A 13,867-nucleotide genomic window follows, 5' to 3' on the forward strand; every position below is an offset into this window, starting at 1 on the left:
TATTACAATTATGAGTTCAGAAAATCTACAAACCAAGTGGGGACAGTTCATCCCATTGGTAATCGTATTCTTCTTTTGGGGATTTGTTGCGGCCAGCAATGACATCTTAATTCCCGTTTTTAAAACAGCTTTTCATTTATCACAAGGCGAGAGTCAATTAGTATCATTAGCTTTTTACATTGCTTATACAGTTGGTTCCTTGATTTACATGGGAGTTTCAGTTTTAATCAAAGAAGATTTAGTAAATAAAATTGGTTATAAAAATGGTCTTTCATTAGGTTTGCTAATTTCTGCATTTGGAACTTTATTATTTTATCCAGCGGCAAACACAGGATCTTTTCCTTTAATGTTATCTGGATTATTTATTGTAGCACTTGGTTTTTCATTACAGCAAACTGTTGCCAATCCATTAGCAATTGCGCTAGGACCAATCACAACAGGATCACAAAGATTGACATTAGCTGGAGGAATTAACAATTTAGGAACTACAATTGGACCATTAATTGTAACTTTTGCTATTTTTGGATCAAGCACTGGAGCATCGACCTTAAGTATCGAAAGTGTAAAAATCCCTTATTTAATACTTGGTTTAGCATTTTTACTAGTTGCTATTTTATTAAAATTCTCTTCATTGCCAGACAGACCTGCTTTGATTGAAGAAGAAATTGTCGCAGAAGGTTCACATACAAAAAGTTCTGCATTACAATATCCACAATTAGTAATGGGAATGATCGCAATCTTTCTTTATGTTGGTGTAGAAGTTTCAACCGCAAGTAACTTGCCTGCTTACATGGAATCTCTTATCAATGCAAAAACTGGCGTACTTTATACATTACAAGAAATCTCTCCTTATATCTCTCTTTACTGGGCGAGTTTAATGATTGGTCGTTGGACTGGAGCTATCGAAGCTTTTACAGATAAAGCCAGTTTACAGCAAATATTACGTTTTGTGGCACCTTATTTAGCTTTTGGAGTTTTCTTAGCTGTAAATGCGATCGCAAAACATGATTTAACACCTTTTTACATTTACGGCTTAATCATTTTGGTATTAATTGCCGCAGATATTGCTAGTAAAGGAAATCCTGCTAGAATGTTGCTTATATTTTCAGCATTAGGAATTGTAGCTTTAGCAGTTGGAATGTCAACTACAGGTATCGTGAGTATATATGCTTTTACAAGTGTTGGTTTATTTTGCAGTACACTTTGGCCATGTATCTTTACTTTAGCAGTAAGCGGATTAGGAAAAAACACAAGCCAAGGAAGTAGTTTCTTGATCATGATGATTATGGGTGGTGGAGTTATCAGCTGGTTACAAGGTTTCGTTTCTGAATCAATCGGTATTCACGCTAGTTACCTAGTAGGAGTTTTATGTTTTGCATACTTAGCGTTTTATGCTTGGAGTGTAAGCTCGATTCTTAAAAAACAAGGAATCAGTTTTGACAAAAAACTTTCTGGAGGCCACTAAAAACACTAGATAAAAACAAAAAAAGCTCCCATTTAAATTTGATTTAAAATGGGAGCTTTTTTATTCTATAAAGACAAAACTTAGCATCTCAGAACCTCAGCAACTCAGAATCTTATTTAGCATTAATAATATTCTCTAGATTCTTCTTAAAAATAGCTCTACTCTGCTCAGAAATTTTATAAACAACGTCTTTATCAGCATGTACAATAACCTTATCTATATTAGCCGCTAAAAGCGCTTTAGGATCTTTAACCCTTAAAGTACAAGCGCCATCAAAAAAGCCGTCATCTTCAATAATCTTTTTCGCTTCAATAACAGTTCCGTCAGTCAATACAGCCGAAATAGTCATTTCTTTATTTGGTGTTTTAGAATAAAAACCATCCATTACTAACATTAGCCGATAACTGTTTTTAAGTTCTGGTCCTTTAAACTCATGTCGGGTAATATTATAACGAAGACCTTTTGCCAGAGACTGAAACTTGGTTGTACAATCCAGCTCATAAGTAGCCACATCGCCTGCATCATTAACACTGGTTAAAACTTTGGCTTGCGCATTTATCGATATTGTCGCAACAAAAAACGAAACTAAAACTAAGATGGTTTTCATAAATATTTCTTTTTACGTTTACATAAAAGTAAAAAAATCGTCTTTTTCAATAAAAAAGACGATTTAAATATTTTATAAAAACCTGATTATTACTTATTTCCTTTTTCGAAATCAGCAACAAACTGCGCTAATCCTATATCAGTCAAAGGATGCTTCAACAAACCAGTGATTGCAGATAATGGTCCAGTCATAACATCAGCACCAATTTTTGCACAGTTTACGATATGCATTGTGTGACGTACAGAAGTCGCCAAAATTTGAGTTTCGTAACCATAGTTATCGTAGATCTCTCTAATTTCCTGAATCAAGTTCAAACCGTCAGTTGAAATATCATCTAAGCGTCCTACGAACGGAGAAACATACGTTGCTCCAGCTTTTGCGACTAATAAAGCTTGTCCAGCAGAAAACACAAGAGTTACGTTTGTTTTGATTCCTTTATCAGAAAAATATTTTGTTGCCATAACTCCTTCTTTCGTCATTGGCAATTTTACAACGATTTGATCGTGCAATTCAGCTAATTCTTCACCTTCTTTGATCATTCCATCATAATCCAATGCATTTACCTCTGCACTTACATCACCTTCAACAAGATTACAGATATCAACATAATGCTTCAAAATGTTGTTTTTTCCGGTAATTCCTTCTTTTGCCATCAATGATGGATTAGTGGTTACACCATCTAAAACACCTAAAGCCTGCGCTTCTTTAATTTGAGCTAAGTTAGCTGTATCAATAAAAAATTTCATAATCTATATATTTATAATTGTGTGTTGAAAAATTCCGTGCAAAATTACGAAATCAATGCCAATAACAGTTTTAAATTTTAAAGCAATTTCCAAATTATATCAAAATTCACAAAATAACCACAAATAGCAATAATTTTCGGTTTATGATTGTCGGGAAGAATTCTTTTTGTTTAATTCTTTTAGTTCATCTCTAATTTCTTCAAGAACTCTCAAAGTATCTTCTTTATAAGATTCGGCATTATTAATCTTGTCACTTAAAGCGCCAAGTATTTTACGAATGACAAACCAAATAACGATTAAAAATAATGCTCCAATAATCGTTGGCAAAAACTCCGTTATTTTTTCCATAACATTTAAAGTTTATAATGATTCATCAGCATTTTTTCATAGACTTTATCTGGAAGTGCTCGTTTCAAGACTATCGAAAACTTTTGCATGAAAACACCAACTTTATAATGCACATTTGGCTTTTTAGTCTGAATGATTTTATAGATAGCTTCAGCCATTTCATTTGGATTGCTTCCTGCATCAACATGCTCATTCATTGTTGCCAAAGTATCACCGTACACTTTTTCATAAGCAGAACCTTTTATTACTGGTGCATGAAAACGTCCTGCGGCAATATTCGTAGCAAAATCGCCTGGGGCAACATTTGTAATTTCAACTCCAAATTGCTTTACTTCCATTCTTAATCCTTCGGTAATCAATTCCAAAGCACCTTTTGAAGCCGAATAAACACTTCTGTAAGGCAATCCCATATAAGTCGCGATAGAAGTAATATTTATAATCAATCCTGATTTTTGTTCACGCATTTGTGGCAAAACAGCTTTCATTACTTCAATTGGACCAAAAAATTCGTTTCAAAATTGTTCTTGATTTCTTCCATCGGAATTTCTTCCAAAGGTCCCGTAATACCCACTCCAGCGTTATTAATCACAATATCCAATCTTCCTGAAATTTCTAAAATTTTAGCTACAGCACTTTTTATTGAGTCCGAATTTCTAACATCTAAAGCCACAAGCGGAAAAATAGAATTAAGTACTTTTTCTGGATTTCGGCTCGTTCCATAAACGACATAGCCTTTTTTATGCAAAAATTCACCAATTGATTTTCCAATCCCTGACGATCCTCCGGTAATCAAAACAACTTTATTCATTTTTCTTGTTAGATGTTAAATGTTATAAGTTAAAAGTATTTCTAGAATCAAAAATTACTCACGCGTCAAACGATGATAACTTTTGCTAAATGATTTTATTTCCAAAAAGTCCAAAAATAAAAAAATCTCCCCGAAGGAAGATTAGATTTATATGAATTCTAAAAAAGAATCTTAATAACGAAAAAAAAAAAAAAAAATGGCAAGCGACCTACATCGCACCGCTCAACCACGTACCCTTGCTATGTTCCCATCCTGGGGGAGTCTGCAGGAGCTGGTCGTGTAGGACTTGCCGGTGCAAATATACAATCTTTTTATATTTTTGCAAGAGCTTTGTTGCTATAAAAATATCGTTGTATATTGGCTTATTCAAATTTTAAACTATGAAAAAATATAACTTCCTAGCTGTCATTTTATTAGGAATCACATTTGTTGGATGTGGAGAAAAAATAAAGGTGAAAATTCTTTATTTAATATTGATGATCTTGCTTTTCCGGCTCATTTTACCCAAAAAGAAGCGGTTTCGATTGGAGTTTTGAATCCAAAATCGAAAGAAATCGACAGTATTGCCTACTTTATTAATGACAAAAGAGTGGGAAGTACAAAAGGTGCAGAAAAATTCAAATTTGAATTAAAAGATCAAAAACTGGGTTATCAATATTTGAAAGCGACTGTTTATTTTGGTTCTGATTCTTCTGATGCAACTAAACGAATTGAATTAGTTTCGGATATTCAGCCAAAATTATTAAAATACAAAGTCGTAAATACGTATCCGCACGACAAAAAATCTTTTACAGAAGGTTTAGAGTTTTACAAAGACACTTTATATGAAAGTACAGGACAAAACGGAACTTCATATTTAAGAAAATATGACTATAAAACAGGAAAAGTCTTCAAACAGATCGATCTTGATTCGAAGTATTTTGGCGAAGGAATCACTTTCATTAATGGAAAATTATTCCAGTTGACATGGCAGGAAAAAACAGGCTTTATTTATGATGCCAACACTTTAAAACTTGAAAAAACTTTTGCTTACGACAAAGATATTGAAGGTTGGGGAATGACAAATGACGGAAAATACATTTATCAAACAGATAAAACAGAAAAAATCTGGAAAATGGATCCAGCTACACAAAAAATGATTGATTACATCAATGTTTATTCTGGTGAATCTAAAATAAAAGCTATTAATGAATTGGAATGGATTGACGGAAAAATCTATACAAACGTTTGGCTAAAAGATGCTATTGCAGTTGTAAACCCAACATCTGGAGCGGTTGAAGGAATTTTAGACATGTCTGGCCTGCGCAAATTCATGAGTGACATTACTAAAGATGATGTTTTAAACGGAATTGCTTATAATCCTAAAACTAAAACCATTTTTGTAACTGGTAAAAACTGGAGCAAAATGTTCGAAATCACTGTTTCAGAATAAATCAAAGTAAAACTCAAAACACAAATTTCACAGATTTCACGGATGAGTTCGTGATAATTTGTGAAATTTGTGTTTTATAACATTCTCAAAATACTAAATCTACATAATGATTACTTTAATCAAAAACATACAAGAGTTACTCCAAGTACGTGAAATTTCAATTCCTAAAGTTTCAGGTTCTGAAATGGCAAAACTTCCTTCAATAAAGAATGCTTTTTTAATCCTAAATGATGATCTTATTGAAGATTTTGGTTCTATGGATAATCTTCCTGAAATCAAAGCAGATAAAACAATTGACGCAACTGGAAAAGTAGTTCTTCCAACTTGGTGCGATAGCCACACTCATATTGTTTATGCGGGAAACCGCGAACAGGAATTTGTAGATCGCATTAACGGACTTTCTTATGAAGAAATTGCCAATCGTGGTGGCGGAATTTTAAATTCGGCTAAAAAACTGAATGAAACTTCTGAAGAAGAAATCTACGAACAATCAAAGCACAGATTAGAAGAAGTAATGCATTTGGGAACTGGAGCCGTTGAAATAAAATCAGGCTACGGATTAACGATTGAAGGCGAATTAAAAATGCTTCGTGTGATTAAAAAGTTGGCCGAAAATTATCCAATTGCCATTAAAGCTACATTTTTGGGCGCTCATGCTTTTCCAACGCATTATAAAGAAAACAAAGCTGGCTATATCGATGAAATCATTACTAAAATGCTTCCTGAAATTGCCAAAGACAAATTAGCCGAATATATAGATGTATTTTGTGAAAGCGGTTATTTTTCGGTCGAAGAAACAGAAAAAATCATGCAAGCGGGAATTGATTTTGGCTTAAAGCCAAAAATTCATGTCAATCAATTCAATTCAATTGGAGGGATTCAATCTGGAGTTAAATTTAACGCACTTTCAGTAGATCATCTTGAAGTAATGAATCCAGAAGATATTGAGGCTTTAAAAAGATCAGAAACAATGCCGGTTGCCCTTCCTTCTTGTTCATATTTTCTAAGCATTCCGTACACGCCTGCACGAGAAATGATAAAAGCTGGACTTCCATTGGCATTAGCCACAGATTTTAATCCTGGCTCTACTCCATCTGGAAATATGAATTTTGTCGTGGCAACAGCGTGCATCAAAATGAAAATGACGCCAGAAGAAGCGATAAACGCGACAACAATAAATGGCGCTTATGCAATGGGACTTTCAGAAACACATGGAAGCATCACAAAAGGAAAAAAGCAAATTTAATCCTGACAAAACCAATTTCTTCTTACTATCAAATTCCATACGCTTTTGGAAGCAATTTGATTGAATCTGTTTTCTTAGAAGGAAAAATTTTAGAATAAAACCCCATAAAAAAAGGTCTGTGAAAACTCACAGACCTTTAATATCAAAGTGGTATTATTATCCCTGACGACAAATTATCTCAAACTGAAACTTGTTTTAGAAACCAATTCGTCATTATCAAAAACATTGATAAAATAAGTTCCTTTTGCAAAATCTTTACCTGGAAGATCTTCAGTTACATTTACAGTTTTATTTTCATACTTAACTGTAGTTTTAAAACTGTACGTTAAAGAGTTATCGCCAAAACTTTCTGTTTTCTTTTCTCCTAAAACATTGTTTTTAGCATCAATAACTTGAACATAATATGTTTTATCTCCAGATTTTGCGATAGAATTTTCAGCAATTGTAAAACTTACTTTCAACACATCAGCACGGCTTGCTTTATCTGTTTCAATTTGTTTTCCAGAGCTTTTCAATTTGTAAGTCGCAGTTTTTGTGTTCAAAATAGATAATTTAGAACCTTTTTCAACCGTTTTAGCAAGCTCTTCGTTTTGACCAACTAATACTTCGTTGTATTTTTTAGATTCTCCCAAAACTACAATAGTACTATCTCTTTGAGTAGTTAAAACACCATTTTGTTTTTTCAGTTCGTCATTTTCAGCAACTAAAGTTTTCATTTTTGCTTGCATTGCCTGAACTTGAGATTTGTATTTAGAAACATCTCCTTTTGATTTATTCAAATCATCCATTAGAGCTACTACTTTATCTCTTTCCTGAATCAATTCATCAGACATTGAAGTATTTTCAGCAATTGCGGCATCATAAGTTGCTTTTAATTCTTGTAAATCCTTCATAACAGATTCTTTTTCTGTCATTGTAGTGGTAAGCTCAGTTTTAACCACTTCTGTATCAGAAGATAATTTAAAAATATACACTAAACTACCAATCAGTAGGACTGCTAAAACTGCGATTACCGCCTTTAGACTTGAGTTGTTGTTCTTTGGGTTTTCCATATTTAATAATTTTCTTTATTAACAAATTTAAGAATTAATATATCTTAATAACGTATGTTGACACAATTATATTATTTTTGGACAATATTTTTTTATATGGAGAAATTAATTCCTTTTACTGTTAATGATTTAGCTAAAGTCACAAATCACCGAAGCGGCGAAATTAAATTCGGCGAGAAAATGATTGTCATTCCTAAAGAGGCTGACAAAGTAAAATTCTTGACTGAAAGTGAGGCTAAATATGTACTTTTAGGAATTCCTGAAGATATTGGCGTGCGCGCAAATTACGGTCGTCCAGGTACTGCATCGGCATGGGAAAATGCTATAAAAAGCATTGCCAATATTCAGCATAATCGTTTTTCAAAAGGAAGCCAGATCATTGTTTTAGGACAAATCAATGTTGCGCAGGAAATGCGAGATGTCGAAAATCTAGACTTTAATGACATTGACGATCGATCAAAACTAAGCCAGCTTGTTGAAAAAATTGACAAAGAGGTTTCTCATATTATTTTCACTATTATAAAAGCGGGAAAAACTCCAATTATCATTGGCGGAGGCCATAATAATGCTTACGGAAATATCAAAGGTTCGGCTCTTGCCAAAGGAAAACCTATAAATGCAATCAACTTTGACGCACATTCTGATTTTAGAATTTTAGAAGGACGCCATAGCGGAAACGGATTTTCATATGCCTATGAAGAAGGTTTTCTGAAAAAATATTTCATTTTCGGGCTTCACGAAAATTATACTTCAAAAAGTGTTTTGGATATCATCAAAAAACTAGAAGATCGTGTGCGTTATAATACATATGACAGTGTAAACATTCGCAAAGAAAAAGATTTTAACCGAGAAATGGCTTTGGCTTTAGGATTTATTCAAAATGATTCTTTCGGAATAGAAATTGATTTGGACGCTATCCCAAATATTGCCAGCGCCGCCATGACTATCAGTGGTTTTTCTGTAGAAGAGCTACGCCAGTTTGTTTCTTTCTTCGGACAACATAAAAACGCTACTTATTTGCATATTTGTGAAGGAGCGCCAGATTTAGCCGATTCTCCAAACAACAATTTGATTGGAAAATTAATTGGTTATTTGATTACCGATTTCATAAAAGCAAACAACGAAAAAGAAAAATCCAACTGAACTTCAACTGGCTTAAAACCACACATTTCCCAAATAATACAAGAATCAAATAAACGTTTGATCGAATAAACCTATCTTTGCACAGAATTTTTAGTAGTAAAAACTAAATTCTTAACACTTAAGATATGTTATTCGAAGATTTATCACTCTCAAAAAGTATACAAAGAGCCGTATTTGAAGAAGGCTACCTAAATCCCACTCCAATTCAGGAACAATCTATTCCGATTATTTTATCAGGGAGAGATTTAATTGGATGTGCGCAAACAGGTACAGGAAAAACAGCCGCATTTGCAATCCCAATCATACATCAGTTACACCGAATTGTAGGTTCATCAAAAAAAGCCAAACAAATTCGCGCACTTGTCGTTACGCCTACTCGCGAACTTGCCGTGCAAATTGGAGAAAGTTTTGACACTTACGGCAAATACACCAATTTAACACAATTAACAATCTTTGGAGGCGTTTCGCAAAATCCGCAAGTTGAAACCTTAAAAAACGGAGTCGATATTTTGGTTGCAACTCCGGGAAGATTGCTTGATTTGCACAAACAAGGCTTTCTTGATTTTGACCATCTGCATACTTTGGTTTTGGACGAAGCCGATCAAATGCTGGATATGGGATTCATAAACGATGTAAAAAAGATTGTAAAGCTAACGCCAAAAAATCGTCAGACTTTATTATTCTCTGCAACAATGCCGATAGCTATTCGCGAATTGGCCGAAATGTTTTTGAAAGATCCTGAGAAAGTTGAAGTTTCGCCTGTTTCATCAACCGCAGAAAATGTAGAACAACGCATTTATTTCGTTGACAAAACCGAAAAAAGAAACTTGCTTTATCATTTAATTAAAGAAGAAAACTTATCAAATGTTTTGGTTTTTTCACGAACTAAACATGGCGCTGATAATGTTGTAAAAGCACTTCGCAAAAAAGATATTCCGGCAGAGGCAATTCACGGAGATAAATCGCAAAATGCAAGACAGCGCGTTTTAGATGCATTTAAAAACAAAGAAGTTGGCGTTTTGGTCGCTACCGATATTGCGGCGCGAGGAATTGATATTGAACAACTTCCTTATGTAATCAATTTTGATTTGCCTAATATTCCTGAAACTTACGTACACCGAATTGGCCGTACAGGACGTGCAGGAAATGGAGGAATTGCGATTTCATTTTGTGGAAAAGACGAAGAACCTTACTGGAAAGACATTAAAAAACTAATAAAAGTTGATGTCAAAATAATTAGTGAACATCCTTATCAATGGCATTCTGGAAGTCCTGGAGCTGGTGAAAAACCAAAAAACTCTAACAGAAGCGGAGGCGCTCACAAATCAAGAAAATCAAATACTTCTAAGAAAAATAAAAAACGCTGGTACTAACCAGCGTTTTTTGCTTCTTCAATCAAATAACTAATAATTTTAAAGAGCTTAACAGGCTCAAAAGGTTTGATTATAATATCGTTTATTCCTGATGATATTGCCTCATCGGTTATTTCGTCTTTATCAAAAGCTGTCAAAGCAACGATTGGTGTTTTGATACCCTGCAAACGAATTCTTTTACTGGTTTCAAATCCGTTCATCAATGGCATGTTGATATCCATTAAAATAAGATCGAAACTTTCTTTTGCAAAATCTCCAATGCGCCAAAACCATCATCTGCCACTTTACAGTCATAATTGTTCTTCTCAATAATTTTCTTCGTTACCAGCTGATTAATGCGGTTATCTTCGACAATCAAAATTTTATGAACTTCATTTGAGGTCAGATCCACTTCAATTTCATTGATAATTTTTATCGTTTTTTCAGGATCATGTTCAAACGGAATTACAAACGAAAATGAAGTCCCTTGTCCCAAATCACTTTCTAAAGTAATTGTACTTCCAAACAATCCTAACAAACGTTTTACGATACTCAAACCAAGTCCTGTTCCTTGATAATCTTCATCTTTTCGGCCAACTTGAACAAATTTTTCAAAAATCTTGCTTTGATCAACAGTTGCAATCCCGATACCGTTATCTTTTATGAGAAAATCTAAGAAATGATTTTTTCCGTCTGTTTTCAAAAGATCAACCTTTACTTCAACTTCTCCATTTTTGGTGAACTTCAAAGCATTGCTGACCAAATTCATCAAAATTTGCGCAAGCCTTAACTTATCGCCTATCAAATATTCAGGAATATTGGGGTCTATATAAACATTTATTTTGTTATTGTTTTTCTGAGATAAAAAAGAAAGCGAATTTTTGATCATCATAATTTCATCAGAAATATTAAATGTCAAGTTTTCCAGCACTACCTTATTTTCTTCAATTTTGTTTATCTGCAAAATATCATTTACAAGAGAAAGCAAATACCGAGCAGAGAATTTCAGCGAACTTAAATGCTGGCTTCTTGACAATTCCTTATGCTCTTCTAAAAGCATATTAGTAATCCCAACCACACCATACAGCGGCGTACGCAATTCATGGCTTATAGTCGAAATAAATTGTGTTTTGAGCAAAGAGGCTTCCTCAGCAATTTCTTTAGCTTTAAGAAGCTCTAAATTGTGTTTCTTTTTAAATCTGATATTTTTGATCAACGTAACAATCAAAATAAGTAAGATCAACGAGATGAGAACAAACAAAATCACAATTATACGCGATTTTTTAAGACTTTGATATTGCGAGATTTTCTCGTTTTCGATTTTATCAATCTGCCTTTTATATTCATCAAGTTCAAGATTGAAACCTGCGGTAGAGGCTTTTTTTAATTTTTCCTGATTGTATAATTCTTCCGTTATTTGATTATAAAGCGTAAGATTTTCATAAGCTTCCTTATATTTATTGATTTTGAGCAAAAACTTGGAATACTCTAAATGCGCATATGACAAATCTGATTTTTCGTTGCCGTTTTTTCCTGCCGCAATTGCACTCAAAAAATAGGCATTTGCTGTATCATTCTCATTCTTGAAAGATGAATACATTCCGTTGAGCATATTTACCACAATCTCTGTCGATTCATCGCCGTATTTCTCAATATTATTGCCAACGAATTTTAAATAAGGATAACCTTCTTTAAATTTTCCGACATCAAAATAAGCCCATGCAATATTGACGTTGGTAAAATATACTTGGTCAATATCATTAATTTTTAAACTGTAAGCTATTGATTTTTTATAATATGAAATTCCTTTATCAAACTGCTTTTTTTCAAAACAATAAAGATTTCCTAAGTTATTGTGCAAACTATATTTTATCGAATCATTGTTTGTTTTATTAGCGTAAAACAAACTTTTATTGTAGAAAAAAATAGCTTTATCAAACTCAGACAATTCGCTGTAATTACCAGCAATTATTTTATACGACTTCGCTATTAAGACATTGTTTTTTATGGTTGTTGCATAATTTAATGCAACTCGAGAAGTAATCAATGATTTTTCAAAATTTGAATCTTTAAAATCATCCCATGCTTGTTTAACAAGCTTATTTATCTTAGCCTCAGAAATAGCTTCAGACTGCGTGAATGCCGAACTGCTAACACAATTCAGAAAAAAGATCAGAAGAAAAAAATCCGCATTCGGGGCATAAATGGCTAATTTTCCCAAATATACACTTAAAAATAAAAAAAGCTGTATTTAAAATAAAAATACAGCTTTCTTTAATATTTGTTTATACTTTAATCTGATAAAAATCAGTGAAATAAATCTAAAATTGGGCTTTTATTCTTCTAAGCCAGACGCTATTTCTTTATTACTTTCCCATTGCCCAACAACAGAAGTTGCTAATGCATTACCTAGCACGTTAGTCGCACTTCTGAACATATCACAGAAATGATCAATCGGCAAAATTAATGCAATTCCTTCAACAGGAATATCAAACATTCCACATGTAGCCGCAACAACTACCAAACTTGCTCTCGGCACGCCCGCAATTCCTTTACTAGTAAGCATTAAAACCAAAAGCATTACCATTTGCGTTGGAATATCCAAATGAACTCCATAAAACTGAGCAATAAAGATGCTGGCAAACGTCATGTACATCATACTTCCGTCTAAGTTGAATGAATAACCAAGTGGCAACATGAAAGAAACAATTTTATCCTTTACACCAAAATCCTCTAATTCTTCAGTCAATTTTGGAAAAACAGCTTCACTACTAGTTGTTCCAAAAGCAATCGCCAATGGCCCAACAATACGTCTTAACAATTCGGTCATTCTTCCTTTTAAGAAAATATAGCCAACCCCAATCAATACAACCCATAAAGTGCTGATACCAACTAAAAACGATCCGAAGAATTTGAAATAGGTAATTACTAATTCCTCAGCATCTCTAATGGCAAAAACTCCCGCAATAGCACCAAACACTCCAATTGGAGCAAAGTTCATTACATAATTCACCATTTTCAATACGATATGCGAAGCTTTGTCTAGCGCATTAATTACAGGTTTTACAGGACTTCCTATAGAAGCCGCCGCTAATCCGAAAAAGATTGAAAATATAACAATCTGCAGGATTTCATTAGTTGCCATTGCTTCAAAAAGACTTTTTGGAACGATATGCTCAACAAAATTCTCTACAGAAAGCGTTTTAGTTTTCCCAGTTACTTCCGCCGCCGCTGTCATATCAACGTGGCCTAATTTCAAACCTACTCCTGGTTCAAGAATATTTACATAAAATAAACCAATAAGCAATGATATAAATGATGCTGTAAAAAACCACCCAAGGGCCTTTCCGCCTACTCTTCCAACTGTTTTAATATCACCAAGCTTAGCAATTCCTACTACCAGAGTAGTAAATACTAAAGGCGAAATAATCATTTGAACCAATCGAATGAAAATAGTTGCCAGCATTTTAATTTTGTCGCTGAAAGATTGCGCGCCTTCAGGAGAAAGCGTTGCATGCAGTATAATCCCCAAAGTAGCCCCTAAGACCATTGCGACAATAATCTGTCCTGTTAATCCTGAAAGAAATGATTTTTTTTAGTTTCTGTAACTTGTTGCATTAATTATTTGTTTTAGATTAAAATATTAAGACCCTCACTGTCTTAACTTT

Annotated in this window: 10 protein-coding genes, 1 other RNA gene and 3 pseudogenes; 5 read left to right on the top strand and 9 right to left on the bottom strand. The window is 33.6% G+C overall.

What is annotated here, in order from left to right; all coding sequences use genetic code 11:
• The first annotated feature begins 10 nt into the window (after window positions 1-10).
• A complete protein-coding gene (locus ACQ9BO_RS20695; protein WP_431242284.1) occupies window positions 11-1,465 on the top strand; it encodes an MFS transporter in 1,455 nt (484 codons plus the stop codon).
• 112 nt (window positions 1,466-1,577) lie between these two features.
• On the opposite strand, the gene ACQ9BO_RS20700 is transcribed toward ACQ9BO_RS20695, so the two are convergent.
• The 5 genes and pseudogenes from ACQ9BO_RS20700 to ffs form a co-directional block, all read right to left on the bottom strand.
• Window positions 1,578-2,072 carry a hypothetical protein gene (locus ACQ9BO_RS20700; RefSeq protein ID WP_431242285.1) on the bottom strand — a complete coding sequence of 165 codons (495 nt, stop codon included), beginning with the start codon at window positions 2,070-2,072 and terminating at the stop codon, window positions 1,578-1,580.
• Between the two features lie 89 nt (window positions 2,073-2,161).
• Window positions 2,162-2,818 carry a fructose-6-phosphate aldolase gene (gene fsa / locus ACQ9BO_RS20705; RefSeq protein WP_431242286.1) on the bottom strand — a complete coding sequence of 219 codons (657 nt, stop codon included), beginning with the start codon at window positions 2,816-2,818 and terminating at the stop codon, window positions 2,162-2,164.
• A 141-nt stretch (window positions 2,819-2,959) separates the two neighbouring features.
• A complete protein-coding gene (locus ACQ9BO_RS20710) occupies window positions 2,960-3,166 on the bottom strand; it encodes a hypothetical protein (protein ID WP_431242287.1) in 207 nt (68 codons plus the stop codon).
• 5 nt (window positions 3,167-3,171) lie between these two features.
• Window positions 3,172-3,974: pseudogene (locus ACQ9BO_RS20715) on the bottom strand (SDR family oxidoreductase).
• A 194-nt stretch (window positions 3,975-4,168) separates the two neighbouring features.
• An RNA gene (ffs, locus tag ACQ9BO_RS20720) (signal recognition particle sRNA small type) lies at window positions 4,169-4,266 on the bottom strand.
• 88 nt (window positions 4,267-4,354) lie between these two features.
• Here ffs and ACQ9BO_RS20725 point away from each other — a divergent pair.
• Window positions 4,355-5,406 (top strand): annotated as a pseudogene (locus ACQ9BO_RS20725) (glutaminyl-peptide cyclotransferase).
• A 106-nt stretch (window positions 5,407-5,512) separates the two neighbouring features.
• A pseudogene (hutI, locus tag ACQ9BO_RS20730) lies at window positions 5,513-6,750 on the top strand (imidazolonepropionase).
• Between the two features lie 75 nt (window positions 6,751-6,825).
• Here the strand turns inward: hutI and ACQ9BO_RS20735 are convergent.
• A complete protein-coding gene (locus ACQ9BO_RS20735) occupies window positions 6,826-7,704 on the bottom strand; it encodes a hypothetical protein (RefSeq protein ID WP_431242288.1) in 879 nt (292 codons plus the stop codon).
• Between the two features lie 96 nt (window positions 7,705-7,800).
• On the opposite strand from ACQ9BO_RS20735, the gene ACQ9BO_RS20740 reads away from it, so the two are divergent.
• Together ACQ9BO_RS20740 and ACQ9BO_RS20745 are read left to right on the top strand one after the other, a co-directional pair.
• Window positions 7,801-8,847: a formimidoylglutamase gene (locus ACQ9BO_RS20740; RefSeq protein ID WP_431242289.1), complete on the top strand. Its 1,047-nt coding sequence runs from the start codon at window positions 7,801-7,803 to the stop codon at window positions 8,845-8,847.
• A 125-nt stretch (window positions 8,848-8,972) separates the two neighbouring features.
• A complete protein-coding gene (locus ACQ9BO_RS20745) occupies window positions 8,973-10,220 on the top strand; it encodes a DEAD/DEAH box helicase (RefSeq protein WP_132988055.1) in 1,248 nt (415 codons plus the stop codon).
• Here ACQ9BO_RS20745 and ACQ9BO_RS20750 read toward each other — a convergent pair.
• From ACQ9BO_RS20750 to ACQ9BO_RS20760, 3 genes are all read right to left on the bottom strand, one after another.
• The gene (locus ACQ9BO_RS20750) at window positions 10,217-10,441 is read right to left on the bottom strand and encodes a response regulator (RefSeq protein WP_431242290.1); all 225 of its coding nucleotides are present in this window, start codon (window positions 10,439-10,441) and stop codon (window positions 10,217-10,219) included. The two genes, ACQ9BO_RS20745 and ACQ9BO_RS20750, sit on opposite strands and share 4 nt — an antisense overlap.
• Window positions 10,441-12,420, bottom strand: coding sequence for an ATP-binding response regulator (locus ACQ9BO_RS20755; RefSeq protein WP_431242291.1), 1,980 nt, complete (start codon window positions 12,418-12,420; stop codon window positions 10,441-10,443). Before ACQ9BO_RS20755 ends, ACQ9BO_RS20750 begins: the two co-directional genes overlap by 1 nt.
• Window positions 12,421-12,534: 114 nt before the next feature.
• On the bottom strand, window positions 12,535-13,749 hold the full coding sequence (locus ACQ9BO_RS20760) for a dicarboxylate/amino acid:cation symporter (RefSeq protein ID WP_431242292.1): 1,215 nt from the start codon (window positions 13,747-13,749) through the stop codon (window positions 12,535-12,537).
• Between the last annotated feature and the right edge of the window lie 118 nt (window positions 13,750-13,867).

This window comes from Flavobacterium sp. P21 (assembly GCF_050632225.1).
In the GTDB taxonomy this organism is placed as follows: domain Bacteria; phylum Bacteroidota; class Bacteroidia; order Flavobacteriales; family Flavobacteriaceae; genus Flavobacterium.